Source organism: Proteus vulgaris, from assembly GCF_016239305.1.
Taxonomy (GTDB): Bacteria; Pseudomonadota; Gammaproteobacteria; order Enterobacterales; family Enterobacteriaceae; genus Proteus; species Proteus vulgaris_C.
Window position 1 is genome coordinate 1 of the sequence record NZ_JAEHOQ010000004.1, and the last position, 26,306, is coordinate 26,306.

A 26,306-nucleotide genomic window follows, 5' to 3' on the forward strand; every position below is an offset into this window, starting at 1 on the left:
ATGCGCATTATAGGGAGATCTCGGATTAGCGCAAGTGTTTTTTAAAAATAATTTTTCGTTCGCTTTTTTTTTCAACAAAATACGGGAAAGTGCTCTATTTCTATGCTGATAGAGTAAAATCCGAACAGCTTTCTATAGCTGACTCACGTAAGATAGAAGATAAATTATGGTATAGGTAACCTTTATTATGCAATTTAGCGAACAACGTTCAGCTTCTCAAAAAAATCTTTCTTATATTGTTGCTGAAAAATTAGGTAAACAAATTCTTTCGGGCCATTACGAACCTGAATCTTTGTTACCAGGAGAAATAGAATTAGCAGAATTACTCTCTGTCAGTAGAACCGTTATTCGAGAAGCAATAAAAATGCTTGCCGCAAAAGGGATGCTTTTACCTCGTCCAAGAATAGGCACTCGAGTAACCCCAATGCAGAATTGGAACTTATTAGATAATGATCTTCTTAATTGGTGGATAGACAGTGGTGAATTTAATAAAGTCAGTCACTACTTCCATCATGTTCGTTTAGCCATAGAGCCACAAGCCTGTTATCTAGCTGCCTTTAATGCAACCGAAAGTCAAAAACAGTCTCTTTCTTTATTTGGTAAAGAAATGCAGTTACTTAATGAGAATTTTGACAGACAACATTGGTTAGATATTGATACACAATTTCACTACCTTATTTACCAAGCAAGTGGTAATCCATTTTTTGCTTCTTTTGGTTCTTTATTCCTTTCTGCTTATAAAAAGTATTTCGACCTTATTGTGGGTAATGAAACTGTTCAGCCAGAAACACATAACCAGATTGTCCAAGCTATTATTGATGGTGATGGAAAAAAAGCACGCGATCTCTGTTTAATCTTATTAACGAGTGATTGAATAGTTTTAATACAAAAATTGAAGGTTTTCTGTTTATAATGAAGCGATAATCAAAATATAGAACAAAGACGGTATATGCTTCATGTTGAAATCCGCCAAAAATATGTCTGGGTTGCCTTGGATAGCTGCGATGGCTTTTTTTATGCAGGCTCTCGATGCAACCATTCTTAATACGGCATTACCTGATATAGCCAAGAGTCTTAATCACTCGCCTCTGGCCATGCAATCGGCCGTTATTAGCTACACATTAACTGTGGCATTATTAATTCCAGTTAGTGGATGGCTAGCCGACAGATTTGGAACTCGCCAAATTTTTATTATTGCGGTTTCTTTATTTTCTGCTGGCTCTTTATTATGTGCACTTTCTCCTAACCTCTCTTTTCTTGTTATTTCACGAATTATACAAGGAATAGGTGGAGCAATGATGATGCCAGTTGCTCGCCTTGCTTTATTAAGAGCCTATCCACGTAGTGAATTATTGCCTATTTTAAATTTTGTTACGATGCCAGGGCTTGTTGGTCCAATTGCAGGGCCTCTATTAGGTGGGATCCTTGTGACTTACGCCTCTTGGCATTGGATATTTATTATTAATATTCCTATTGGCTTATTAGGTATTTTTTATGCCATAAAGCACATGCCTAATTTTACTATGCCAAAACGTAAATTCGATTTACTGGGTTTTATTTTCTTTGGCTTTGCCTTAGTGATGCTTTCCGTTAGCCTTGATCTTTTTGGTGATAAAAATATTTCTCGCTATATTCCTATAGCCGTTATTTTGGGTGGTTTTTTTCTACTTGGTTTATATATCAATCATGCAAGACGCCACCAGCAGCCACTGATCCCATTAAATATTTTTAAAACACGAACCTTCTCTGTCGGTATTGCAGGTAATATTGCAACACGATTAGGAACTGGCTGTATTCCTTTTTTAATGCCACTTATGTTGCAAGTAGGTTTTGGTTACCCAGCTATTGTTTCAGGTATGATGATGGCACCAATGGCGTTAGGTTCTATTTTAGCAAAATCTTTTGTCACAAAGATCTTAGTTAGATTTAGTTATCGTCGAACTCTCTTTGCTATCACCATTATTATTGGCTTAATGATAACGCAGTTTTCACTTCAATCTCCTGACATGTCTATTTACTATCTTGTTATCCCACTCTTTTTATTAGGCGTGGTAATGTCGATACAATTTACGTCGATGAATACAATTTCATTAGCTGACTTAACAGATAATAATGCGAGTTCAGGAAATAGTGTTTTAGCTGTTACCCAACAGCTGGCTATTAGTTTTGGTATTGCTGTCAGTGCGTCTATCTTAGGATATTTTGATACTCAAAACGTTGGTACTACTGTTGATAACTTCCACTATACTTTTATTACGGTAGGTATCATTACATTACTGTCCTCCTTTGTGTTTTTACTCCTTGATAAACATGATGGCGATAACCTGACGAATAAAAAGAAAAAAGCCTGATAGTTTTATTCAAACTAAAAAGAGAGCATATGCTCTCTTTTTCTTTATATAGATAGAAAAAATGCTCTACAAGGATGATGCTAAAAAAGTATCTACTTCATGACGCCAAGGTACAGAGGGTTGAGCACCAGAACGAGTCACAGCAATTGCAGCTGCGGCATGAGCAAATTTTATGGCTGACATCATAGACTGTCCTTCTAATAAGGCAGTTATTAAAGCGCCATTAAAGGTATCACCAGCAGCAATAGTATCTACGGCTTTCACTTTAAAAGCAGGGACAATACATCCCTTATTGTTTTGCTCGCTAACCCAAACACCACGACTTCCTAATGTAATAAGAACTGTTTTAATTCCTTTATTATGCAAAACCTCAGCTGCTTGCTGTGCACTTTTATCATCAATGACTTTAATTCCAGTCAAATATTCAGTCTCTGTTTCATTTGGCGTAATAATATCAACCAGTGACAGTAATTCATCAGGCAACGCTTGAGCAGGGGCTGGATTTAATATTACCTGCACATTTTCTTGTTTCGCCATTTCAGCGGCTTTCAATACCGAATCAAGCGGAGACTCTAATTGCATTAATAATGCATCGGCTTCTTTTATAATACGACTATGACGTTGCACATAGTGCGTATCTAACCGGCCATTAGCTCCGGCATGAATACCAATAATATTTTCTCCTTGCTGATTAACAAAAATCAGGGCAACACCAGTTGCTTCATTATCAATTAGCTCAATACTATGAGTTTTAATGTTGTCAGTAATTAATTGTGCCTTAGCTTTTTGGCCAATATCATCATTTCCCAAACAAGCTAGAAATGAAATATTAGCACCACAACGCCCAGCAGCAACTGCTTGGTTAGCTCCTTTACCGCCGAATACCATTTGAAATTGATTACCTGAAATGGTTTCACCAGGAAGCGGAAAATGAGCAACATTAAGAATATGATCAGCATTAACACTACCTAAAATCACAAGTTTCTTCGCTTCCATGATTTTTCCTTACTCTCAATAATAAATTCTAAATGCACTGCATAAATAACATGCAATATTTTAAACCGATCATCTCAGCAACATTAATGAAAAAACGTGATCACCATCGAAACGTTTCGCTAGTAAAACAAAAAAGAACCAAAATAAGCAGTAGGAAGCTGAATCGATTTTTGTTATAAACAATTTGTGTGCTAATAGAATGTTTGACTATATGTCGGCAATCCTTTTCTGATATTTTCGGGGAATAATGAAAATAAGTACCCACTATTAGGAGTGTTTATGCAACTAGCAGAACGGATTTCACAACTTAGCCAATACCTTGAGACTGGGCTTTATGAACGACAGTCTGCAATCCGTCTTTGTTTACTTGCTGCTCTGAGTGGTGAAAGTGTTTTTTTACTTGGTCCTCCAGGAATTGCTAAAAGCTTAATAGCAAGAAGGATGAAAGAAGCATTTAAAGAGGCAAAAGCGTTTGAATATTTAATGACACGTTTTTCCACTCCCGAAGAAATTTTTGGCCCTTTATCTATTCAAGCCTTAAAAGATGAAGGTAAATACCAACGTTTGGTTGATGGATATTTACCCGATGCCGAAGTTGTCTTTCTTGATGAAATATGGAAAGCAGGACCTGCTATTCTAAATACGCTATTAACAGCAATAAATGAACGTAAATTTAGAAATGGGGAAACTGAAGTCAGCATCCCAATGCGCTTATTAGTTTCAGCTTCGAATGAATTACCTGATTCAGATAGTAGCCTTGAAGCGCTTTATGACCGAATGCTTATCCGTATTTGGCTAACAAAAGTACAAGATAAGAAAAATTTTCGTGCTTTACTCGTTAATAAAGAAGTTGGCTCTTTTCATATTCCTGCTCATATTCAAATTACCACAGAAGAATTTTCACGCTGGCAATCGGAATTAGAAAAAATCACATTAGATGACCATTTATTCGATTTAATTTATCAGCTTCGCGAGTCTTTAGATAAAAGTGATGCTGCTCCTTATGTTTCGGATAGACGTTGGAAAAAAGCGGTTCGTCTTTTACAAGCTAGTGCATTCTTTAATGGCCGCAGTGCTATTTCGCCATTAGATTTTATTTTATTAAAAGATTGCCTTTGGCACGATCAAGCATCATTTGCATTATTAGATAAATTGTTACACAGCCTTTTAACAGAACAAGCTTATCACCAACTAGAATTGATCAGAAAAACAGAAGGCTTGTGGGCCGAATGGATGCAATCAACGAGAAGCAAACAAGATCAACAAGCTTTTCGTTTTGAAAAACAAAGTGGAATGTTTGGCCGTAATGTTCATTTTACTCTACCAGAAAAAATGCAGGCAGATAAATACACGCTGTTTTTACACATACCTCTGCATATTCATAGTATTCAAGTTAACTTTATTACATTTGAACACAAAGCATTAGAAAACTTCTTATCTAAAGGAGAAGAATTGTCTGCACGTTTAAATGGTATTGGTTTTCCTCAATCTATTAATGCCCAAATTCGTCCAGATGGCGTATTAGAAATTTTAGATGTAAGTCGACGTACAACCTCTCTTTACCAACAACAAGAAACAGCACCTACGCCTCCTATTGAGAATAACAAAGAGTGGCAAGATAAATTAAAAGATCTGACTCAAGAAATTTATGGTGAACAAGAAAAATTTAATCATCATCAACCAAATTTATTTATTGATAATGATTGGCTTATTTCCATAGAGCAAAGTTTTGTTCAGCTAAATGAAAAACTCTCTCAATTAAAAAGCCAAATAAAGTGATGAGATTATGCTGACACTTTCAACATTAGATATGCTTTTAGCTATAAATGAAGGGCAACTTATCGAAGAAGTTATTATTGCTATATTAGCCTCTCCTCAATTAGCTGTTTTTTTTGAAAAGCACCCAAGATTAAAAAAAGCATTACTTAAAGATATCCATCAATGGAAAAAAAGCCTACAACAAAGAGTTAAAGAAACATTAGTACCTACTATGATTGCTGATGAATTTGCCCTTTACCAACAAACGCAATCATTAGGTAATGCGATATTTAATCAGCAAGTTGAACACATTATTGCTGAATTAAATAAATTAGATTCCTCTTTTATTGAAGAAGCCTCTCAGCTTATAAAAACGAACAAGCCGTTTTCTCCAGCCCAGCAAGCTTTATTTATCCAACACTGGCGGATAAGTTTAATTTACCAAGTCACGGCATTACACAAAGCCTTATTTAACCAAGAACAAGAGCAACTCCTCGCTGAACTACAAGAACGTTTAGCATTAAGTGGAAGCTTAAGCCATACATTTTCAGAAAATGAGCGTGCGGCAGGACGATTATGGGATATGAGCAAAGGAGTATTAACGAAAACGCCTTTTGATGAAAAAATTATTCAACGCTATAGCGATTTTCTCGATCAACAACCAGAATTACACAAACTCGCAAGTTTGTTAGGTCGTAGCAAAACAGCCAAATCTCTTCCTGAAGAGAGTATTATTTTTGAACCTATAACTATTGTTGAAAAAGCGCCTGATACGACACCTGAACAAGTTAATGGTATTGGGCTCAGTGACGATATCTTACGCTTACTACCCGCTGAGCTCGCCTTGTTAGGTATTAATGAAATTGAGTATGAGTTTTATAGAAAGCTGGTGGAAAAACAACTTAATACTTACCGATTACAAGGTGATAATTGGCAAGAGCGTACTGTCTTGCGTCCAGTAACTCATCATCATGATGAAGAAAGACCTAGAGGGCCTTTTATTGTATGTATTGATACATCAGGCTCGATGGGAGGATTTAATGAACAGTGCGCAAAAGCTTTTGGGTTAGCACTAATGAAAATAGCGCTTGCAGACAATCGTTCGTGTCATGTGATGTTATTTTCAACGGAAACGGTTCATTACCAGTTATCCTCATCTAACGGTCTACAAGATCTTATCAAATTTTTAAATCAATCATTTAGAGGGGGTACGGATTTAAGTGCATGTTTGGATGATGTTGCAGAAAAACTAAATAGCCCAGCATGGAAAGATGCTGATGCTGTTGTTATTTCTGACTTTGTCGCCCAAAGGTTACCCGAAAACCTAATCAACAAAATCAAAAAAAGCCAACAGCAACAGCACAATCGCTTCCATGCGGTTACCCTATCCAATTACGGTAAACCCAATATCATGAAAATCTTTGACCATATATGGCGTTTTGATACTGGATTAAAAAGTCGCTTGCTTCGACGCTGGCGTCAATAATTACAGCATATCAGCGAAAGCTAAACGGGTATCTTTTTCCCACACACCGCACTGTACTTGACCAATATGCTCTTTTTGTAGAAGTAACATCACTAAACGCGATTGGCCAATACCGCCCCCAATAGTTTGTGGCATATCGCCATGCATTAATGCCTTGTGCCAATCAAGCTCTAAGCGCTTAGTATCATCCGTTAATGTTAATTGACGCATTAATGTTTCAGGATCGACACGGATACCCATTGATGACAATTCAAATGCATCTTGTAATACCGGGTTCCAGACTAAAATGTCACCGTTTAAACCTTCAAATCCATCTTCGTTTGGTGTCGTCCAGTCATCATAATCAGGTGCTCTGACATCATGAGATTCACCACTAGAAAGCTTACCGCCAATACCAATTAGGAAAACAGCACCATATTCTTTTGCTATCGCTTTTTCACGGCCTTTAGCATCAAGGTCAGGATAACGACGCAATAACTCTTCGGTGTGGATAAATTGAATTTGATCTGGCAGGAACGGTACCAGACCAAATTCTTCGCTGACGGCTTTTTCAGTTTCTTTTATTGCCTGATAAATTTTACCCACTGTCTGCTTAAGATAAGGAACAGTACGATCCTTAGCTTCCATCACTTTTTCCCAGTCCCACTGATCAACATAGACAGAGTGGATCTGAGTTAAGCGATCTTCGTCTGGTCGTAACGCTTTCATATGTGTATAAAGACCCTGACCAGAACTAAATCCAAAACGACCTAATGTTTTACGTTTCCATTTTGCTAATGAATGGACTACTTCAAAGGTAGAATCTGGTAAAGATTTGACTTTAACTTGTACCGCCTTCTCATGCCCAGATAAGTTATCTTGAGTTCCATCACCAAGGCGACTTAAGATCGGTCCTTGAACTTCAATCAGTCCTAATTCTTTTTCCAGCAGACGAGAAAAATATGATTTAACAAAGCTAATTTGCTGTTGAGTCTGAATGAATGATTTTTCCATTTTTATATCCCTAGTGGTGATGTTGTGTTTCGCTGATATAGATTAAGCAACAAAACAGGTACTAAATTCAATATACTTCATTAAAAATAGCCTTGCTTGTTTTAAATCGTTAAAAATAGCGCTATAAAAATGAATTATCGTTAAAAACAGGAGGAGTTTATGGACAATATTTATCAGATCGATAATCTCGATCGTGACATACTTCACGCATTAATGGCCAATGCGAGAACACCTTACGCTGAATTAGCTAAAAAATTCGAAGTAAGCCCAGGCACAATTCATGTTCGTGTCGAGAAAATGAAGCAAGCGGGAATTATTACGGGGACACGTGTTGATATCAGTGCAAAGCAATTAGGTTTTGATGTCTGTTGCTTTATTGGCATCATTTTAAAGAGTGCAAAAGATTACCATACAGCATTAGATAAGTTAGATAAGTTAGATGAAGTCGTAGAGGTGTACTACACAACGGGACAATACAGTATTTTTATAAAGGTAATGTGCAAAAGCATAGAAGCACTACAAGACGTACTTATCAACAAAATTCAGACAATTGATGAAATCCAATCAACAGAAACATTGATCTCACTGCAAAACCCGATAGTAAGGACGATCAAGCCATAAGGGTAAATTCTTATTTTTTTTTATAACCACATTATCCACAGGTAGATCCCAAGTGATTCACAGCGTACAATAGCGCGTCTTGAACATAAGGAGATCATTAATGAAAAAAGTCACTCTAATTAGTGGCAGTACTATGGGTAATGCTGAATATGTCACAGAACACCTTGCAGAGATCTTATCTGAAGAAGGTTTTGAGACTGATTTACACCATGGGCCTTCACTTAATGATCTTCCTAATGAAGGGATCTGGCTGGTGGTTACCTCCACTCATGGTGCAGGTGATATTCCTGACAACCTACAGCCTTTTGCTGATGAAATTTCGGCAGACTCTATTGATCTTAGTAATGTCTCTTTTGGTGCTATCGGTATAGGAAGTAGTGAATACGACACTTTTTGTGGCGCGATCAGGACATTGGATCAAAAATTAATAGAAAAAGGGGCTACTCGCCTTGGTGATCGTCTCGAAATTGATATTCAAAAGTATGACATTCCGGAAGATCCAGCTGAAGAATGGATAGCTTCTTGGAAAAATTTACTTTAATTTGCACAAAAAAACAGCAAACAGATGTGGATAACTCTGCTTAAAAGCAGGGGTTAACCCGTAGTTATCCATTGTATAAGCCTCTATCAATAAATGACCTGTGTATAAGTCGTCATTTTGATCCCAGCTTATCAGCAGATAGATCACGGATCATTCACAGTATATGATCCTTTACACTTTTATGATCTTTAAATAGAAAATCCACTTATCCACAGAGGATCGCCTCCTTAATAAAAGATCTAATAAAGAGATCTTTAAATAAAAAGATCTTTAAATAATTACCTGCGGATCAGCTCGCTTGTATCTGTCAAAAAGTTGAGTAGAATTCGTTTTCCCAATGCAACACATTCAGCATTCGTAACATTTAAGGTTCACACATGTTTTATCCAGAACACTTTGACGTCATTGTGATCGGTGGTGGTCACGCCGGTACAGAAGCCGCTATGGCTGCAGCTCGTATGGGGCGTCAAACCCTATTACTGACCCACAATATTGATACTTTGGGCCAAATGTCTTGTAACCCAGCTATTGGTGGGATTGGTAAAGGGCATCTGGTAAAAGAGATCGATGCCATGGGTGGATTAATGGCAACAGCCATTGACCATGCCGGTATTCAATTTAGAACTCTTAACGCAAGTAAGGGACCCGCTGTAAGAGCGACAAGAGCACAAGCAGACCGTGTTCTTTACCGCCAAGCTGTTCGTACCACACTGGAAAATCAACCTAATTTAATGATCTTCCAACAACCCGTAGAAGATCTGATTGTTGAAAATGACCAAGTAACGGGTGCAGTTACTCGTATGGGATTAAAATTCCGTGCTAAATCAGTAGTTTTAACTGTAGGAACTTTCCTTGATGGAAAAATCCACATTGGTTTAGAAAACTACAGTGGTGGTCGTGCAGGAGATCCTCCTTCCGTTTCACTATCACACCGATTACGCGAATTACCTTTACGTGTTGGTCGCTTAAAAACAGGAACGCCACCTCGTATAGATGCTAGAACCATTGATTTTAACCAATTGGCCGTTCAGTTAGGTGATACTCCAATGCCTGTTTTCTCGTTTTTAGGTAATGTGGATCAGCACCCAGAGCAAATGCCTTGCCATATCACATACACTAACGAAAAAACCCACGACGTTATCCGTAATAACCTCGATCGTAGCCCAATGTATGCAGGTGTCATCGAAGGAATAGGGCCTCGTTATTGCCCATCTATTGAAGATAAAGTGATGCGATTTGCTGATCGTAATTCACATCAGATCTTTTTAGAACCTGAAGGTTTAACCAGTAACGAAATTTACCCAAATGGCATTTCAACAAGTTTACCTTTTGATGTTCAAATGCAAATCGTAAATTCCATGAAAGGTATGGAAAATGCGAAGATCATTAGACCAGGTTATGCCATTGAATATGACTTCTTCGATCCAAGAGATCTAAAACAAACGCTAGAAAGCAAATTTATTAACGGGTTATTTTTTGCTGGCCAAATTAACGGTACAACTGGTTATGAAGAAGCTGCTGCTCAAGGTATGCTTGCAGGACTTAATGCAGCGCGTTATGCCTATGATCAAGAAGGTTGGTTCCCACGTCGAGATCAGGCTTACATCGGTGTATTAGTTGACGATCTTTGTACTCTTGGTACAAAAGAGCCATACCGTATGTTTACGTCTCGTGCGGAATATCGTTTGATGCTACGTGAAGATAACGCAGATTTACGTCTGACAGAAATTGCTCGTGAATTAGGTATGGTTGATGATAATCGCTGGGCTCAATTTAGTGAAAAAGTGGAACTTGTTGAAAAGGAACGTCAGCGTTTAAGAAATATTTGGGTTCACCCTCAAGCAGATAAAGTTTCTGAAATCAATGGGTTACTAAATACACCATTATCTAAAGAAGCTAATGGTGAAGATTTATTGCGTCGTCCTGAAATGACGTACGAGACACTGAAAAAAATAGCTCTTTTTGCACCAGGTATTGACGATTCAAAACCACAAGCGGCAGAACAAGTTGAGATCCAAGTTAAATACGAAGGTTACATTAATCGTCAACAAGAAGAGATCGAAAAGAAACTGCGTAACGAAAACGCGGCATTACCGATAGATCTTGATTACAAGCAAGTAAGTGGGTTATCTAACGAAGTTATTGCCAAACTTAACGATCATAAACCGACATCTATCGGTCAAGCATCACGGATCTCAGGTGTAACCCCCGCAGCTATCTCTATTTTATTAGTGTGGTTAAAAAAACAAGGCTTATTACGCAGGAGTGCATCATGAGTGACTTACTTAATCGGCTAAAAAAGCTGGCTAAGCAAGCCAATATTGAGCTAACAGATATTCAGGCTGAAAAGCTAACGGGTTATGTGATGATGCTTGATAAGTGGAATAAAGCGTATAACCTGACCTCAGTCAGAGATCCACAACAAATGCTAATCCGCCATATATTGGATAGTATTGTGGTTAGTCAATACCTTGAAGGTGAACGATTTATTGATGTAGGTACTGGGCCCGGATTACCAGGTATTCCTTTGGCGATAATGCGCCCCGATCATCACTTTGTTTTATTGGATAGCTTAGGTAAGCGAGTTCGCTTTATGAAGCAAGTTCAACATGAACTGGGGCTTCATAACATCGAGCCTGTTCAATATCGTGTTGAAGAGTACCAACCTGAGAAACCTTTTGATGGTGTTATCAGTCGTGCATTTGCATCTATGAAAGATATGCTTTCTTGGTGTTCTCATTTGGTAGCTGAAGAACAAGGATATTTTTATGCATTAAAAGGGCAAATTCATCAAGAAGAGTTGGATGAACTTGCTGATAATGGATTAAAAGTACCTAAGAAAGTGATCAGTTTATCCATTCCTGAATTGAATGAACAAAGGCATCTGGTGATTATTTAATCAGTTTTTACCTGTCTTATTGACCTTTTTTTCGTTTTTTGTGCTCTGGCGATAATATTTACAATGTTATCGCCATTTGTTTTATGGGGAATTATAGGATGCATTAAATTTCACCTCAATAAAACAATAAATTAACATTTTGTTATCTTTTGCGTTAATTCACTTTGTAGCTTGAGTTTTTCTTATTTTATTTCCAAAATAAATTAATAATTCTGTGCATTATAAAAATATTGAATTTATTTAATTGAAAATGGGTCAATTTTTTTCTAATTGACACTAAATTGTTCATAAAAGGGCAGTTAATTGTTAACTTAGTTATATATTTTATGAAATAAGTTTTATTTATACTTTTATATTTGTGACGTCTATCACGCTATTTATTTTATTCGGCTCTATTATTTTTACTCTTTTTGTTCTTAATCATTTTTCATAAATGGAACCTTGGTAAGAAATTTAAATTAATCTTCACTTTTTCGCTACTTATTGATTGAATTCATTGCCACGCCCCGTATAATTTGCTCGTTTTTGTCACTTGACACTTTATAGCAAAGACAGTTTGATACATCATTCAGTAATACCTTTTACGATAGCTAGTCTGGAGAATACAAACGTCATGTCTGTCTCCCTCTACAACGGGAAAGTTGCACTGAAACTGTTATTTTTGCAGTTTATGACTTTTGTTATTCTCAGTGCGGGTTTCTACTTAAAGAGTACAGACTGGAGTTTTTCGGCTTTTTTAGGCGGAATGGCATGTTGGTTACCCAATATTGCTTTTCTTTTGTTAATGCGCCTACAAAAAGTCAACGAAGAAGAAGCTCCAGTTCGCATAAACTGGCTTTTTGCTTTCAGTGAAGGGTTGAAGGTTATATTATCAATAGCCTTGCTGATTGTTGCTTTAGGAGTGTTTAAAGCGGCATTTGCACCACTGGTCATGACCTACTTAGCGGTGCTTGTTATGCAGGTCGTTGCACCAGCCGTCATTAACGGTTAGCGTTTTTAACAACAAAAGGGTAATTGGCATCATGTCTGCATCAGGAGAAGCATTAACCACTAGAGACTACATAGGTCACCATCTGAATAACCTTCAGTTGGACCTACGTACTTTCGAGTTGGTCAATCCCCATGCTGAAAATGCGCCATCATTCTGGGTGTTAAATATTGACTCACTTTTCTTTTCAGTATTAATGGGAGCATTATTCCTATGGCTGTTTAGAAAAGTAGCAGTAAGAGCAACCAGTGGCGTACCGGGAAAATTCCAGACTGCAGTAGAAATGATCATCGGTTTCGTTGATAGCAGCGTTCGTGATATGTATCACGGAAAGAGCAAGGTCATTGCACCTTTGGCATTGACTGTGTTCGTTTGGGTGCTGTTAATGAATGCCCTGGATTTATTACCAATCGACTTCATCCCTTATATCGGTGAACACATCTTAGGGTTACCAGCGTTACGCATCGTTCCGACTGCGGACGTGAGTATTACTCTTTCGATGGCAATTGGTGTATTTATCCTGATCCTTTTCTATAGCATTAAGATGAAAGGCATAAAAGGGTTTACTAAAGAGCTGACTTTACAGCCTTTTAATCACCCAATTTTTATTCCTGTAAACTTAATCTTGGAAGGGGTAAGCCTGCTATCAAAACCTGTTTCACTCGGTCTTCGACTGTTTGGTAACATGTATGCAGGTGAACTGATCTTTATTCTTATTGCTGGTCTGTTACCGTGGTGGTCACAGTGGTTATTAAGCCTTCCTTGGGCGATATTCCACATACTGATTATTACGTTACAAGCCTTTATTTTCATGGTTCTAACGATTGTTTATCTGTCGATGGCATCTGAAGAACATTAATTATTAACTCTTTGAAGAAATAACTGAAACAAACTGGAGACTGTCATGGAAAACCTGAGTATGGATCTGCTGTACATGGCTGCCGCTATTATGATGGGTTTAGCTGCAATCGGTGCTGCAATCGGTATCGGAATCCTCGGAGGCAAATTTTTAGAAGGTGCTGCTCGTCAGCCTGATCTGATCCCTCTTCTGCGTACACAGTTCTTTATCGTTATGGGCCTGGTTGACGCCATCCCAATGATTGCTGTGGGTCTGGGCCTTTACGTGATGTTTGCTGTTGCCTAATGATGGTAATGAGCAGTAAAAGCATCAAGTTAGTTAATAACCAAGAAAGAGGTATTGTGCTGTGAATTTAAATGCAACAATCCTCGGCCAGGCCATCGCATTTGTCCTGTTTGTTTTGTTCTGCATGAAATTCGTATGGCCACCAATTATGGCGGCCATTGAAAAACGTCAAAAAGAAATTGCTGACGGTTTATCATCTGCAGAACGTGCTAAAAAGGACTTAGATTTAGCGAAAGCCGATGCAGGCGATCAGCTAGCGAAAGCAAAAGCAGAAGCACAAGCAATCATTGAATCAGCGAATAAACAACGCACTCAAATGATTGAAGAAGCTAAAGCAGAAGCAGAGCAAGAACGTAGTAAGATCGTTGCACAAGCTCAATCCGAATTGGATGCAGAGCGTAAACGTGCTCGTGAAGAACTTCGTAAACAAGTCGCAATGCTGGCTATCGCAGGTGCCGAGAAAATTATTGAACGTTCCGTGGATGAAGCTGCTAATAGCGACATCGTTGATAAACTGGTCGCTGAACTGTAAGGAGGGAGGGGCATGTCTGAAATAGCAACTGTAGCTCGCCCCTACGCCAAAGCAGCTTTTGACTTTGCTGTGGAAAACCAGGCTGTCGATAAATGGCAGGTTATGCTGGCGTTCACCGCTGAAGTAGCACGCAATGAGCAGGTAACCGAATTACTTTCTGGTTCTTTAGCATCAGAAAAACTGGCTAACATCTTCGCTGACCTTTGTGGCGATCAATTAGATGAACATGCTCAGAATTTAATTCGTGTTATGGCTGAGAATGGCCGTTTATCAACGTTGCCTGAAGTATTGAGCCAATTTATTCAATTGCGCGCAGTACTAGAGTCAACGGTTGACGTTGAAGTAACTTCTGCCATTGAGCTAACTAAACAGCAGCTAGCTAACATTTCTGCAGCGATGGAAAATCGTCTATCACGCAAAGTGAAGCTGAATTGCAAAATTGATAAGTCTGTTATCGCAGGCATGATTATACGCGCCGGTGACCTCGTCATCGATGGCAGTATTCGTGGCCGTTTAGAGCGATTAACTGACGTCTTGCAGTCTTAAGGGGACTGGAGCATATGCAACTGAATTCCACTGAAATCAGCGAACTGATCAAGCAGCGCATTGCTCAGTTCAATGTAGTGAGTGAAGCTCACAATGAAGGTACGATTGTTTCCGTCAGTGACGGTATCATTCGTATCCACGGTTTAGCCGAAGTTATGCAGGGTGAGATGATCGCACTGCCGGGTAACCGTTTCGCTATCGCACTAAACTTAGAGCGCGACTCTGTTGGTGCGGTTGTGATGGGTCCTTATGCTGACTTAGCAGAAGGCATGAAAGTTAAATGTACAGGTCGTATTCTGGAAGTACCTGTAGGGCGTGGTCTGCTTGGCCGTGTGGTAAACACACTGGGTGAGCCGATTGATGGTAAAGGTGCAGTAGAGCATGATGGTTTCTCACCTGTTGAGATGATTGCTCCTGGTGTTATCGACCGTCAATCTGTTGATCAGCCTGTACAAACAGGTTACAAATCCGTCGATGCCATGATCCCAATCGGTCGTGGTCAGCGTGAATTGATCATCGGTGACCGTCAAACAGGTAAAACTGCACTGGCTGTCGATGCGATTATCAACCAACGTGACTCTGGCATTAAATGTATTTATGTCGCTATCGGTCAGAAAGCCTCTACTATTTCGAACGTTGTTCGTAAATTAGAAGAACATGGCGCGTTAGAAAACACCATTGTTGTTGTTGCTTCTGCATCAGAATCAGCAGCACTGCAATACCTAGCTCCTTATTCAGGTTGCGCAATGGGTGAATACTTCCGTGACCGTGGTGAAGATGCCCTGATTATTTATGACGACCTGTCTAAACAGGCTGTCGCATACCGTCAAATTTCACTGTTACTTCGTCGTCCACCAGGACGTGAAGCATACCCAGGTGACGTTTTCTATCTTCACTCCCGTTTACTTGAGCGTGCTGCTCGTGTTAATGCTGAGTACGTAGAAGCATTCACTAATGGTGAAGTTAAAGGTAAAACCGGCTCTCTGACTGCGTTACCAATTATCGAAACGCAAGCAGGGGACGTTTCTGCATTCGTTCCTACGAACGTAATCTCTATTACCGATGGTCAGATCTTCTTAGAATCTAACCTGTTTAACGCAGGTATCCGTCCAGCTGTTAACCCAGGGATCTCCGTATCTCGTGTAGGTGGTGCAGCTCAGACTAAGATCATGAAGAAACTTTCTGGTGGTATCCGTACTGCACTTGCGCAGTATCGTGAGCTGGCAGCATTCTCACAGTTCGCTTCTGATCTGGATGATGCTACCCGTAAACAATTGAACCACGGTCAGAAAGTGACTGAATTGCTGAAACAGAAACAGTACGAACCAATGTCTGTCGCACAACAGTCTTTAGCGCTGTATGCCGCAGAACGTGGTTATCTGGAAGATGTTGAAATTTCAAAAGTTGTGCCATTTGAAGCGGCTTTATTAGCTTATGCTTCTCGTGAACATGCTGATTTATTGAAAGAAATCAACCAGACTGGTACTTATAACGAAGAAATCGAAGCGAAGCTGAAAAGCGTGCTAGAAAACTTCAAAGCGACTCAGTCCTGGTAATAACTATTCGGCCTAATAGTTAAACATTAGGCCGTCTGGTTCATGAGGAGAAGCAGAAATGGCCGGCGCAAAAGAGATACGTTCGAAGATCGCCAGTGTGCAAAACACACAGAAGATCACTAAAGCGATGGAGATGGTCGCCGCGTCGAAAATGCGTAAAACGCAGGAACGCATGGCAGCCAGCCGTCCTTATGCAGAAACCATGCGCAGTGTGATTGGTCACCTTGCGTTAGGGAATCTGGAGTACAAACATCCATACCTCGAAGAGCGTGAAGTTAAACGTGTCGGGTACCTGGTTGTTTCGACCGACCGTGGTTTGTGTGGTGGTTTGAACATTAACTTGTTCAAAAAACTGCTGGCAGACATGAAAGAGTGGTCTGAAAAAGGTGTACAGGTAGATTTAGCACTAGTGGGTTCTAAAGCAGCTTCATTCTTCGGCTCTGTGGGCGGAAATGTTGTTGGTCAGGTAACCGGCATGGGCGATGATCCAAAACTGTCAGACCTTATCGGTCCAGTCAATATCATGTTGCAGGCTTATGACGAAGGTCGTTTAGATAAACTGTATGTGGTGGCAAATAAGTTCATCAATACCATGGCTCAAGAGCCTAAAATTCTTCAGGTTTTACCATTACCACCAGGTGATGATGAAGAGCTGAAAGAAAAATCTTGGGATTATCTGTACGAACCTGATCCTAAGGCGTTACTGGATACTTTACTGCGTCGTTATATCGAATCGCAGGTTTACCAGAGCGTCGTAGAGAACTTAGCGAGTGAGCAGGCCGCCCGAATGGTCGCGATGAAAGCCGCTACAGATAACGGTGGTAACCTGATTAAAGAACTGCAATTGGTGTACAACAAAGCACGCCAAGCAAGCATTACTCAGGAACTTACAGAAATTGTGTCTGGTGCAGCCGCGGTATAACAGCTAGGTTTACGAATTACGTAGAGGATTCAAGATGGCTACTGGAAAGATTGTCCAGGTAATCGGCGCCGTAGTGGACGCCGAGTTCCCTCAGGATAGCGTCCCTAAAGTATACGACGCTCTTGAGGTTATGAATGGTAAAGAAAAACTGGTGCTGGAAGTTCAGCAACAGTTAGGCGGTGGTATCGTTCGTTGTATCGCAATGGGTACATCAGACGGTTTAAGCCGTGGCTTAAAAGTTGAAAACTTAGGCCACCCAATTGAAGTACCAGTAGGTAAAGCAACACTGGGACGTATCATGAACGTTCTGGGTACACCTATCGATATGAAAGGTGATATTGCAACTGAAGAACGTTGGTCTATCCACCGTGAAGCACCAACCTACGAAGAGTTATCAAGCTCACAAGAACTACTTGAAACCGGTATCAAAGTAATGGACTTAATCTGTCCGTTTGCTAAAGGTGGTAAAGTAGGTCTGTTCGGTGGTGCGGGTGTTGGTAAAACAGTTAACATGATGGAATTGATCCGTAATATCGCGATCGAACACTCAGGTTACTCTGTATTTGCTGGTGTTGGTGAGCGTACTCGTGAGGGTAACGACTTCTATCATGAAATGACAGATTCTAACGTTCTTGATAAAGTATCGTTAGTTTATGGTCAGATGAATGAGCCACCAGGAAACCGTCTACGTGTAGCATTGACGGGTCTAACAATGGCTGAAAAATTCCGTGATGAAGGCCGTGACGTACTGTTATTCGTCGATAACATCTATCGTTACACCTTAGCCGGTACAGAAGTATCAGCACTGTTAGGTCGTATGCCATCAGCGGTAGGTTACCAGCCAACATTGGCTGAAGAGATGGGTGTTCTACAAGAACGTATCACTTCAACCAAAACAGGTTCAATTACCTCTGTACAGGCTGTATACGTACCTGCGGATGACTTAACTGACCCATCTCCAGCAACAACGTTTGCTCACTTAGATGCGACAGTTGTACTGAGCCGTCAAATTGCTTCATTAGGTATCTACCCTGCGGTTGACCCACTGGATTCCACCAGTCGTCAGTTAGACCCACTGGTAGTTGGCCAGGAGCACTATGATGTCGCTCGTGGTGTTCAGTCTATCCTGCAACGTTATCAGGAACTGAAAGACATCATCGCTATCTTAGGTATGGATGAACTGTCAGAAGAAGATAAACTGGTTGTTGCGCGTGCGCGTAAGATCCAGCGCTTCCTGTCTCAGCCATTCTTCGTTGCTGAAGTATTTACCGGATCACCGGGTAAGTTCGTTTCCCTGAAAGACACTATCCGTGGCTTTAAAGGTATTCTGAACGGTGATTATGACCACCTGCCAGAGCAGGCGTTCTACATGGTTGGTACTATCGAAGAAGCAGTAGAAAAAGCTAAGAAGCTTTAATACGGCTGACGGGAGGTTGATATGGCCGATACATCGTTCCACCTGAAAGTTGTCAGCGCTGAAAAGCAGTTATATGACGGCGAAGTCAAACGAATTCAGGTAACTGGTAGCGAAGGTGAGCTCGGTATTTATCCGCAGCACACCCCGTTATTAACTGCCATAAAACCGGGCATGGTACGTGTCGTAAAAACATCGGGCGAAGAAGAGGTTATCTACCTTTCAGGTGGTATTCTCGAAGTTCAGCCGACGGGCGTCATTGTACTAGCAGATACAGCTATCCGTGGTCGTGATTTGGATGAAGCGAAAGCGTTGGAATCTAAGCGTAAAGCTGAAGAACACATTCAATCCTCTCATGGTGACGTTGATTATGCTCAAGCATCAGCAGAATTAGCCAAAGCGATTGCGAAACTACGTGTAATCGAATTGACTCGACGTTGATGTAAATAGGCAGTCTATGAATAAAAAAGCCAGTTGGTTCTTAGCTAACTGGCTTTTTTGCGTCATGAAATATTTTGTGTGACGAAATATGTAGTATTATTTGGCATAAACAGGTTTACTTGCCATTCTTTACGGGAGTTATCGGGTTAATTATGTCTAATTCAGCTAAAAGCGTTGTTATTCTTGCTGCGGGAAAAGGCACCCGCATGTATTCACAGTTGCCTAAAGTTCTTCATAAACTTGCAGGTAAATCCATGGTTCAACATGTGATTGATACTGCTAAGTCATTAGGTGCTCAACAAACACATCTTGTTTATGGGCATGGTGGTGAACTAATGAAAGAAAAATTAGGTTCACAACCTGTTAATTGGGTACTACAAGCAGAGCAACTAGGAACGGGTCACGCAATGCAACAAGCTGCGCCTTTCTTTGCTGATGATGAAGATATCCTGATGCTTTATGGTGATGTTCCACTTATTACCAAAGAAACATTAGAACGTTTAATAGAAGTCAAACCAGAAGGCGGTATTGGTTTATTAACGGTTATTTTGGATAACCCAACTGGCTATGGTCGTATTGTTCGTGAAAATGGCGAAGTGACAGGCATTATTGAACAAAAAGATGCATCTGAAGCACAACTCAAAATTAATGAAATCAACACGGGTATTTTAGTAGCCAATGGTGGTGATTTAAAACGTTGGTTAGGTAAGCTCAATAATAACAATGCACAAAAAGAGTATTACATTACTGACATTATCGCGTTAGCGCATAAAGAAGGTCGTAAAATTGAAACGGCTCACCCTCGTCGCCATAGTGAAATGGAAGGTGTGAATAACCGTTTACAACTGGCTGCATTAGAACGTATTTACCAAACAGAACAAGCAGAGCGCTTATTATTAGAAGGCGTCATGTTGCTTGATCCTGCGCGCTTTGATTTACGTGGAACATTAACTCACGGTAAAGATGTGGTGATTGATACCAACGTTATCATTGAAGGCGATGTAACTTTGGGAAATAACGTTGAAATTGGCACGGGCTGTGTCCTAAAAAACTGTGTGATTGGGGATAATTCTATTATTAGCCCATATACGGTGATCGAGGATGCAAATTTGGCACAAGAGTGTACTGTTGGCCCATTTGCACGTCTTCGTCCAGGCAGTGAATTAGCAGATAAAGCTCACGTTGGTAACTTTGTTGAGATGAAAAAAGCCAGCTTAGGTGTTGGATCTAAAGCAGGTCATCTGACTTACTTAGGCGATACTGAGGTGGGGGCTAACGTTAATATCGGTGCAGGTACTATCACTTGTAACTACGATGGTGCGAATAAATTCAAAACTGTTATTGGTGATGATGTCTTTATTGGTTCAGATACCCAATTAGTGGCGCCAGTTACTGTTGCTAATGGTGCAACCATTGGCGCAGGTACAACTCTCACTAAAAATGTGAATGAAAACGAATTAGTGATCAGTCGAGTTAAGCAAACTCATATCAGTGGATGGAAACGTCCGGTGAAGAAAAAACAATAATTTTAAGAGAAGGGCGTATATTTAATTAGCGCCCTTTTCTTGTACGCTATTATTCTAAAAACAAAAAATATCCCCGTTTTCTACAATGGCTTGGGGAGCAAACCAATCAGGTATAAGACATCCAAGTGCGAATAAACGCACAGTTTTAGGAATAACACAATGTGTGGAATAGTAGGTGCAGTTGCACAACGCGATATCGCTGAAATCTTAATTGAAGGCTTACGTCGTTTAGAATACCGTGGATATGACTCTGCGGGTTTAGCCGTTGTTGATAATGACTGCAAAATGACACGTTTGCGTGAAGCTGGCAAAGTGCAAATGTTGGCTGATGAAGCAGAAAAAAAACAAGTAATTGGTGGTACAGGTATTGCTCATACTCGTTGGGCAACACATGGTGAACCTTGTGAAGATAATGCGCATCCTCATGTATCAGGCACTATTGCGGTGGTACACAATGGTATTATCGAAAACTACCAAGAACTGAAAGCAGAATTAATTAAAAAAGGGTATCAGTTTACCTCTCAAACAGATACTGAAGTTATTGCTCACTTGGCAAACTGGGAGCAGCGCCAAGGTGGCACATTACGTGAAGTTGTACAGCGTGTTATTCCTCAATTACGTGGTGCTTACGGTACTGTAATTATGGATAGTCGCACACCAGAATTATTAGTGGCTGCGCGTTCTGGTAGTCCGCTGGTGGTTGGTCTTGGTGTGGGAGAAAACTTCCTTGCTTCTGACCAATTGGCATTATTGCCAGTGACTCGTCGATTTATCTACCTTGAAGAAGGGGATATTGTTGAAATCACGCGCCGCCATGTTCATATTTTTGATGTAAATGGCGAAGAAGTTAATCGTGATACGATTGAATCTAATGTTCAATACGATGCGGGTGATAAAGGTGTCTATCGCCATTACATGCAAAAAGAGATCTACGAACAGCCTCTGGCGATTAAAAACACCCTTGAAGGTCGTTTAAAATCAGATTCGATTGATCTAAGTGAGCTAGGCCCTAAAGCTGAAGAGATCTTATCTAAAGTTGAACATATTCAAATTGTAGCCTGTGGAACGTCTTATAATGCGGGTATGGTTTCTCGTTACTGGTTTGAGTCTTTAGCGGGTATTCCTTGTGATGTCGAAATTGCATCAGAATATCGCTATCGTAAACCGGCAACTCGCCGTAATAGCTTATTGATCACATTATCCCAATCCGGTGAAACTGCAGATACGTTAGCGGCGCTACGTTTATCTAAAGAGTTAGGATATTTATCATCACTGGCGATTTGTAATGTTGCGGGCTCTTCTTTAGTACGTGAATCTGAATTTGTTTTAATGACTAAAGCAGGTGCTGAAATTGGTGTTGCATCAACCAAAGCATTTACAACACAGTTAACCGTTCTATTAATGCTGGTGGCATATATGGGACGAATTAAAGGTGTTTCAACATTAGAGCACGACGTTTCAACCGCATTACATGCATTACCAAGCCGTATTGAAAGCATGTTATCGAAAGATAAAGTGATTGAAGCATTAGCTGAAGATTTTTCAGAAAAAAGCCATGCTTTATTCTTAGGTCGTGGCGACCAATACCCTATTGCGGTAGAAGGTGCATTAAAGTTAAAAGAGATCTCTTATATTCATGCTGAAGCATATGCTGCTGGTGAATTAAAACATGGCCCATTAGCATTAATTGATGCGGATATGCCTGTTATCATTATTGCGCCAAACAATGAATTATTAGAGAAATTAAAATCTAATATTGAAGAAGTACGAGCACGTGGTGGTTTACTGTATGTGTTTGCTGATCAAGATGCTGGTTTTGAAGAAAATGAAACGATGAAGTTAATTTCTTTACCTCATGTTGAAGAGCTTATCGCACCTATTTTTTATACTGTACCGTTGCAGTTGTTGTCTTATCATGTTGCTTTAATTAAAGGTACTGATGTAGACCAACCTCGTAACTTGGCAAAATCAGTTACAGTTGAATAAAAATTAGCTTTTTATAAGTAATTTATTGTTATTTATACTTAAACCCAGTGATATTTTAATCGATTCACTGGGTTTTTTATTATATTTACAGCATTTTTTCCCTTTAGTTATAAATAATATTTATTAAACAAGGGAAGGATTGCTGATTAGTAATAACTCTAATAATAATAAAAGTTAATAATGATTAATATTTATCATTTTTCATTAATTTGATGTTGAAAGCCGAGTAACAATTGCTCTAACCCAAATTCAAAACGGCTTGTAAAATCATCGGCAAAAAGTACATCTCTTGCTTGCCAAGTTTGAGGAAATTTATCTTGGACTAATTGCTCAAATGCCTCTCTTTTATTCATTAATTCTACTTTCTCAATAAGCATGACGGATTGTTGTTCAATACAACATCCTAAAATAAAATAGAGTAACGCCATTGTCATCTTGCTGGCTAATTGAGCTGAAGCACCAGACTGCATAATTGCATTAATAAAAGTATTATTTATACGTAATACATTTTCAGAAATAACATAAGTACCCGCAAATACTCTGGCACCGTCTCTATGACGTAAAAATGCGTTTCTTAAATCACCAGAAAGGCGTGTTATATCTTTTTTCCAATCATTATGAAATTCAAAATCTACAGCAACATCGCTAACTATTCTATCCGCAATCCCTTCAATTAACGTCTGTTTGTTATCAAAATGCCAATAGAGAGAGGCTGCTTTTATCTGTAAAGCATCCGCTAGTTTACGCATTGTTAAGCCTTCAATACCTTCTGTTTCTAGTAATGTAAGGGCGGTATCTAATACTTTTAGCCGTTCAATTTTAGGTATTTTCATAAATAATTCTCATTCCCTCTTTTTTATCTAACAATGTTAGTTTACCATATTTATACAGACTAACAATGTTAGATTGTGATTTGAGTGAGTGGAAATATCGTTATTTGGGAATGAAATATGAAAAACATATCATCAAGAAAAGAAAAAATAATACAATTTATAATGACCTATACTCCTTGGATTGCGGTCATTTTAGTTATTATATTGATTACAACCGCAACGTTAGATTGGGATAAATGGTGGAGTGATGCACGATATCAAACTACTGATAATGCCTACATAAAAACAGACCCCACAATATTAAAGTCTCGAATGACGGGTTTTATTTCTGAAATAAAAAAGGAGGATTATCAGTTCGTTAAACAAGGAGATATTATTGCTAGTATTAATAATAATGAACAGTTACTTAATAAAGAAGCGGCTATTGCTGAGTTTAAAAAAGCACAATTACAGCTTAATAATTTAAAAGAAGAAATAAAAGCTTCTGAACTTAATATTGAAACTTTACATAATCGCTATGAAGCGACAGTGATTGATGTTGCTCAAGCGAAAAGAAATCCTTTATTACGAAAAGATTTAATTCGAAGTGGTGCTATAACTCAACAAAACTACCTTGATGCGCAATCTGATTTACAGCGTTTAATAAAATTACAAAGCGCAGCTAAAAATGAATGGGAACAAGCCAAACAATCATTGGTGTTACTTAAAGCTCAAGAAGAAATACGTCTAACAGAAAAAAATATTGCTCAAACGCGTTATCAACAGACTGAAACAGAACTAACTTATACAAGAATAGAGGCCCCTTTTGATGCTCAGCTAAATAAGATAAAAGTGAATCTTGGCAGTTTAGTTACGCCGGGTACAGAAATCGTAACACTGACTCCTCTAAATCATATTTATATCATTGCGAATTTAAAAGAGACACAGATAAAAAAAGTTCTTCCTGAACAATCTGTTTCTATCAAAATAGATGCTTTTCCTAATGAAATATACCAAGGAAAAGTTCGTTATATTGGTGCACAAAGTAGTGGTGAGTCTGCACTTATTCCTGCCGATAATGCGAGTGGTAATTTCACTAAAGTTGTTCAACGTATTCCTGTTTACATCACTTTTGATAGTAATAATAAATTATTAGCTAAATTGCGTGCTGGTATGTCTGTAGAGGTAAAAATAGACACAGAAAGTTTATCTACAGAGGATGTTGACAATGACGCTTAATTTCTTGTTTGGTGTACAAGAAAATAGACCTTTATTTATAGTATGTTCTGTTTTTCTTGGTGCTATTTTATCTACGCTATTTATTCGTATGTTTTCTATTTCTTTAGCCGATTTACGAGGCATTTTTGCTCTAGATATAGTGCAAGGTTCTTGGTTAAACGTAGCAATTAATTCTGCTCAATTAATCAGTATGACATTAGTGCCTTGGTTTATGGTGATTTATGGTGCTGAAAAAATATTAATTAGCTCAAGCTTATTACTTTTTGTTTGTTGTATTTTTGTCTCTAGTTGTGGCGATTTTATTGGTTTGCCTTTTTTATTAATACTACATTTTTTGATTGGTTTTTGTTTGGGTGTTTATTTGCCAATGACAATTTCTTTGGCATTAAGAAGTTTAAACCCTAATGTATGGTTAATCGTTATGGCTGCTTATAGCCTACGTGTTTCAGTAGGAATGGATGCAGGAATAGGAATTTCAGGTTCAATATTTGAAATCTTAAGTTGGCGCTGGCTCTATTGGATTTCAATGTTATTTTCGTTCGCTATTATGTTTTTTGCTTGGCGTGGAATGCCTATTTCACCAATAAATAAAGAGCAGCTAGCACAAAGTGATTGGGGAGGAATGACATTAAAATGTCTAGGATTAACGCTGTTATATATCGGTGTTATTCAAGGTGAATTGCTTGGATGGTGGGATTCAGGGCTGGTTATTTCTTGTTTACTTGGTAGTGCTATTCTAATGTTCACTTTTATCATTAGAGCTGTAACTTATAGCAAAAGTTTTGGATATTTAAATTGGCTCACAAATTATAATTTAAGGCTCTGTTTTGTCATTGCTTGTTTATACGGTTTTTTAATGTTACCCAACTCATTATTTGTACCTTCCTTTCTGAGTATTGTTGCTGGTTTGAAAGCTCAACAAATAGGAGAAGTAAGCAATATTGGCTTTATCACCTATCTTCTTTGTAGCCCTTTAGCCATTATTATTGCACGTCGACTAGAGCCTCGTTTAGTAATGATGATAGGTATTACTATTATTGGTGTTTCTTGTTTACTTGGCCATCAAATTACTTATCAGTGGAGAGCGAATGATTTCTTTTTGCTTATAGTGGTACAAGCAATTGGAGAATGTATTTTATTAATTGGTTTAATTGCTTCATTTGTTACCAATATTAAACCCAGTGAAGCGTTGCATCTTGGGGCTTATATTTCGATAGCAAGGGTATTAATGCCAGCACTAGCTGGAGCTTTAATGAATACATATTTACGAATATCTTATGATACACACCAAGACTCATTAAGAGGTTATGTTCAAACAGGGGAACAAAAATTATTAGGAAATGGGCTTGATAACTTTCAAGAAATCAAGGCATTAATAGAGAGAGGATCTCATGTCGCTTCTTTTATAGATGGATTTCATTTAATGACATGGTTTGTTGTTTTAGGATTGATTTGTCTATTTTTTTTAAAGCCTTCACCTGTTAATCCTATCGTGCCAACATTATTTACTATCAAAAAATAAAATTCTGCCTGTAAACTGAATACAGGCAGAGGA

The 26,306-nt window shown here is 38.9% G+C and carries 24 protein-coding genes; 21 read left to right on the forward strand and 3 right to left on the reverse strand.

Going from position 1 to position 26,306, the window contains the following annotated elements:
• The first annotated feature begins 187 nt into the window (after positions 1 to 187).
• Positions 188 to 874, forward strand: a complete 687-nt coding sequence (locus JEP40_RS03700; protein ID WP_198622521.1) for a FadR/GntR family transcriptional regulator — start codon at positions 188 to 190, stop codon at positions 872 to 874.
• Between the two features lie 82 nt (positions 875 to 956).
• Positions 957 to 2,351 (forward strand): multidrug transporter subunit MdtD, encoded by a 1,395-nt coding sequence (mdtD, locus tag JEP40_RS03705; protein ID WP_198622522.1) that lies wholly within the window; start codon positions 957 to 959, stop codon positions 2,349 to 2,351.
• Between the two features lie 66 nt (positions 2,352 to 2,417).
• On the opposite strand, the gene rbsK is transcribed toward mdtD, so the two are convergent.
• Complete coding sequence (gene rbsK, locus JEP40_RS03710) at positions 2,418 to 3,347, reverse strand: ribokinase (RefSeq protein ID WP_198622523.1); 930 nt, start codon at positions 3,345 to 3,347, stop codon at positions 2,418 to 2,420.
• Between the two features lie 279 nt (positions 3,348 to 3,626).
• Between rbsK and ravA the strand changes: the two genes are divergently transcribed.
• Both ravA and viaA read left to right on the forward strand, forming a co-directional pair.
• Positions 3,627 to 5,126 carry an ATPase RavA gene (ravA, locus tag JEP40_RS03715; protein ID WP_198622524.1) on the forward strand — a complete coding sequence of 500 codons (1,500 nt, stop codon included), beginning with the start codon at positions 3,627 to 3,629 and terminating at the stop codon, positions 5,124 to 5,126.
• 7 nt (positions 5,127 to 5,133) lie between these two features.
• Positions 5,134 to 6,591: an ATPase RavA stimulator ViaA gene (gene viaA, locus JEP40_RS03720; protein ID WP_198622525.1), complete on the forward strand. Its 1,458-nt coding sequence runs from the start codon at positions 5,134 to 5,136 to the stop codon at positions 6,589 to 6,591.
• Here viaA and asnA read toward each other — a convergent pair whose 3' ends face one another.
• Entirely contained in the window at positions 6,592 to 7,584 is a 993-nt protein-coding gene (gene asnA, locus JEP40_RS03725; protein WP_109399003.1) for an aspartate--ammonia ligase, read from the reverse strand.
• Between the two features lie 159 nt (positions 7,585 to 7,743).
• On the opposite strand from asnA, the gene asnC reads away from it, so the two are divergent.
• The 15 genes from asnC to glmS all read left to right on the forward strand — a co-directional run bounded on the left by asnC (position 7,744) and on the right by glmS (position 22,700).
• Positions 7,744 to 8,205, forward strand: a complete 462-nt coding sequence (gene asnC, locus JEP40_RS03730; protein WP_198622526.1) for a transcriptional regulator AsnC — start codon at positions 7,744 to 7,746, stop codon at positions 8,203 to 8,205.
• A 100-nt stretch (positions 8,206 to 8,305) separates the two neighbouring features.
• Positions 8,306 to 8,746, forward strand: coding sequence for an FMN-binding protein MioC (gene mioC, locus JEP40_RS03735; RefSeq protein ID WP_198622527.1), 441 nt, complete (start codon positions 8,306 to 8,308; stop codon positions 8,744 to 8,746).
• 377 nt (positions 8,747 to 9,123) lie between these two features.
• Positions 9,124 to 11,022, forward strand: coding sequence for a tRNA uridine-5-carboxymethylaminomethyl(34) synthesis enzyme MnmG (gene mnmG / locus JEP40_RS03740; RefSeq protein ID WP_198622528.1), 1,899 nt, complete (start codon positions 9,124 to 9,126; stop codon positions 11,020 to 11,022).
• On the forward strand, positions 11,019 to 11,645 hold the full coding sequence (rsmG, locus tag JEP40_RS03745) for a 16S rRNA (guanine(527)-N(7))-methyltransferase RsmG (protein WP_198622529.1): 627 nt from the start codon (positions 11,019 to 11,021) through the stop codon (positions 11,643 to 11,645). Before mnmG ends, rsmG begins: the two co-directional genes overlap by 4 nt.
• 613 nt (positions 11,646 to 12,258) lie before the next feature.
• Positions 12,259 to 12,636 carry a F0F1 ATP synthase subunit I gene (gene atpI, locus JEP40_RS03750; protein ID WP_115351345.1) on the forward strand — a complete coding sequence of 126 codons (378 nt, stop codon included), beginning with the start codon at positions 12,259 to 12,261 and terminating at the stop codon, positions 12,634 to 12,636.
• Positions 12,637 to 12,667: 31 nt separating this feature from the next.
• Complete coding sequence (gene atpB / locus JEP40_RS03755; RefSeq protein WP_072071088.1) at positions 12,668 to 13,492, forward strand: F0F1 ATP synthase subunit A; 825 nt, start codon at positions 12,668 to 12,670, stop codon at positions 13,490 to 13,492.
• 45 nt (positions 13,493 to 13,537) lie between these two features.
• The gene (gene atpE, locus JEP40_RS03760) at positions 13,538 to 13,777 is read left to right on the forward strand and encodes a F0F1 ATP synthase subunit C (RefSeq protein WP_004246596.1); all 240 of its coding nucleotides are present in this window, start codon (positions 13,538 to 13,540) and stop codon (positions 13,775 to 13,777) included.
• A gap of 61 nt (positions 13,778 to 13,838) precedes the next feature.
• Positions 13,839 to 14,309, forward strand: coding sequence for a F0F1 ATP synthase subunit B (atpF, locus tag JEP40_RS03765; protein ID WP_193017162.1), 471 nt, complete (start codon positions 13,839 to 13,841; stop codon positions 14,307 to 14,309).
• 12 nt (positions 14,310 to 14,321) lie between these two features.
• Positions 14,322 to 14,855 carry a F0F1 ATP synthase subunit delta gene (gene atpH, locus JEP40_RS03770; RefSeq protein WP_072071086.1) on the forward strand — a complete coding sequence of 178 codons (534 nt, stop codon included), beginning with the start codon at positions 14,322 to 14,324 and terminating at the stop codon, positions 14,853 to 14,855.
• A 14-nt stretch (positions 14,856 to 14,869) separates the two neighbouring features.
• The gene (atpA, locus tag JEP40_RS03775; RefSeq protein WP_072071085.1) at positions 14,870 to 16,411 is read left to right on the forward strand and encodes a F0F1 ATP synthase subunit alpha; all 1,542 of its coding nucleotides are present in this window, start codon (positions 14,870 to 14,872) and stop codon (positions 16,409 to 16,411) included.
• Between the two features lie 58 nt (positions 16,412 to 16,469).
• Positions 16,470 to 17,333, forward strand: coding sequence for a F0F1 ATP synthase subunit gamma (gene atpG / locus JEP40_RS03780; protein WP_036933511.1), 864 nt, complete (start codon positions 16,470 to 16,472; stop codon positions 17,331 to 17,333).
• Positions 17,334 to 17,367: 34 nt separating this feature from the next.
• Entirely contained in the window at positions 17,368 to 18,750 is a 1,383-nt protein-coding gene (gene atpD, locus JEP40_RS03785) for a F0F1 ATP synthase subunit beta (protein ID WP_064718357.1), read from the forward strand.
• A gap of 21 nt (positions 18,751 to 18,771) precedes the next feature.
• The gene (locus tag JEP40_RS03790) at positions 18,772 to 19,188 is read left to right on the forward strand and encodes a F0F1 ATP synthase subunit epsilon (protein ID WP_006534340.1); all 417 of its coding nucleotides are present in this window, start codon (positions 18,772 to 18,774) and stop codon (positions 19,186 to 19,188) included.
• A gap of 152 nt (positions 19,189 to 19,340) precedes the next feature.
• Positions 19,341 to 20,714, forward strand: coding sequence for a bifunctional UDP-N-acetylglucosamine diphosphorylase/glucosamine-1-phosphate N-acetyltransferase GlmU (gene glmU, locus JEP40_RS03795; RefSeq protein WP_198622530.1), 1,374 nt, complete (start codon positions 19,341 to 19,343; stop codon positions 20,712 to 20,714).
• A 159-nt stretch (positions 20,715 to 20,873) separates the two neighbouring features.
• The gene (glmS, locus tag JEP40_RS03800) at positions 20,874 to 22,700 is read left to right on the forward strand and encodes a glutamine--fructose-6-phosphate transaminase (isomerizing) (RefSeq protein ID WP_198622531.1); all 1,827 of its coding nucleotides are present in this window, start codon (positions 20,874 to 20,876) and stop codon (positions 22,698 to 22,700) included.
• A 194-nt stretch (positions 22,701 to 22,894) separates the two neighbouring features.
• Here glmS and JEP40_RS03805 read toward each other — a convergent pair whose 3' ends face one another.
• On the reverse strand, positions 22,895 to 23,533 hold the full coding sequence (locus tag JEP40_RS03805; protein ID WP_198622532.1) for a TetR/AcrR family transcriptional regulator C-terminal domain-containing protein: 639 nt from the start codon (positions 23,531 to 23,533) through the stop codon (positions 22,895 to 22,897).
• Between the two features lie 117 nt (positions 23,534 to 23,650).
• Between JEP40_RS03805 and JEP40_RS03810 the strand changes: the two genes are divergently transcribed.
• Entirely contained in the window at positions 23,651 to 24,751 is a 1,101-nt protein-coding gene (locus tag JEP40_RS03810; protein WP_198622533.1) for an HlyD family secretion protein, read from the forward strand.
• Entirely contained in the window at positions 24,741 to 26,273 is a 1,533-nt protein-coding gene (locus JEP40_RS03815; protein WP_198622534.1) for an MFS transporter, read from the forward strand. The genes JEP40_RS03810 and JEP40_RS03815 overlap by 11 nt, the downstream gene beginning before the upstream one ends.
• Positions 26,274 to 26,306: the final 33 nt, after the last annotated feature.

Bases quoted from the DNA above. Each gene is read 5' to 3' on its own strand.
- asnC (WP_198622526.1), top strand. From the start codon at position 7,744: ATGGACAATATTTATCAGATCGATAATCTCGATCGTGACATACTTCAC.
- viaA (WP_198622525.1), top strand. From the start codon at position 5,134: ATGCTGACACTTTCAACATTAGATATGCTTTTAGCTATAAATGAAGGG.
- glmS (WP_198622531.1), top strand. From the start codon at position 20,874: ATGTGTGGAATAGTAGGTGCAGTTGCACAACGCGATATCGCTGAAATC.
- JEP40_RS03810 (WP_198622533.1), top strand. From the start codon at position 23,651: ATGAAAAACATATCATCAAGAAAAGAAAAAATAATACAATTTATAATG.
- atpG (WP_036933511.1), top strand. From the start codon at position 16,470: ATGGCCGGCGCAAAAGAGATACGTTCGAAGATCGCCAGTGTGCAAAAC.
- atpE (WP_004246596.1), top strand. From the start codon at position 13,538: ATGGAAAACCTGAGTATGGATCTGCTGTACATGGCTGCCGCTATTATG.
- glmU (WP_198622530.1), top strand. From the start codon at position 19,341: ATGTCTAATTCAGCTAAAAGCGTTGTTATTCTTGCTGCGGGAAAAGGC.
- mdtD (WP_198622522.1), top strand. From the start codon at position 957: ATGTTGAAATCCGCCAAAAATATGTCTGGGTTGCCTTGGATAGCTGCG.
- JEP40_RS03815 (WP_198622534.1), top strand. From the start codon at position 24,741: ATGACGCTTAATTTCTTGTTTGGTGTACAAGAAAATAGACCTTTATTT.
- ravA (WP_198622524.1), top strand. From the start codon at position 3,627: ATGCAACTAGCAGAACGGATTTCACAACTTAGCCAATACCTTGAGACT.
- atpD (WP_064718357.1), top strand. From the start codon at position 17,368: ATGGCTACTGGAAAGATTGTCCAGGTAATCGGCGCCGTAGTGGACGCC.
- atpA (WP_072071085.1), top strand. From the start codon at position 14,870: ATGCAACTGAATTCCACTGAAATCAGCGAACTGATCAAGCAGCGCATT.
- atpH (WP_072071086.1), top strand. From the start codon at position 14,322: ATGTCTGAAATAGCAACTGTAGCTCGCCCCTACGCCAAAGCAGCTTTT.
- JEP40_RS03790 (WP_006534340.1), top strand. From the start codon at position 18,772: ATGGCCGATACATCGTTCCACCTGAAAGTTGTCAGCGCTGAAAAGCAG.
- mioC (WP_198622527.1), top strand. From the start codon at position 8,306: ATGAAAAAAGTCACTCTAATTAGTGGCAGTACTATGGGTAATGCTGAA.
- rbsK (WP_198622523.1), bottom strand. From the start codon at position 3,347: ATGGAAGCGAAGAAACTTGTGATTTTAGGTAGTGTTAATGCTGATCAT.
- JEP40_RS03805 (WP_198622532.1), bottom strand. From the start codon at position 23,533: ATGAAAATACCTAAAATTGAACGGCTAAAAGTATTAGATACCGCCCTT.
- mnmG (WP_198622528.1), top strand. From the start codon at position 9,124: ATGTTTTATCCAGAACACTTTGACGTCATTGTGATCGGTGGTGGTCAC.
- rsmG (WP_198622529.1), top strand. From the start codon at position 11,019: ATGAGTGACTTACTTAATCGGCTAAAAAAGCTGGCTAAGCAAGCCAAT.
- atpI (WP_115351345.1), top strand. From the start codon at position 12,259: ATGTCTGTCTCCCTCTACAACGGGAAAGTTGCACTGAAACTGTTATTT.
- atpB (WP_072071088.1), top strand. From the start codon at position 12,668: ATGTCTGCATCAGGAGAAGCATTAACCACTAGAGACTACATAGGTCAC.
- asnA (WP_109399003.1), bottom strand. From the start codon at position 7,584: ATGGAAAAATCATTCATTCAGACTCAACAGCAAATTAGCTTTGTTAAA.
- JEP40_RS03700 (WP_198622521.1), top strand. From the start codon at position 188: ATGCAATTTAGCGAACAACGTTCAGCTTCTCAAAAAAATCTTTCTTAT.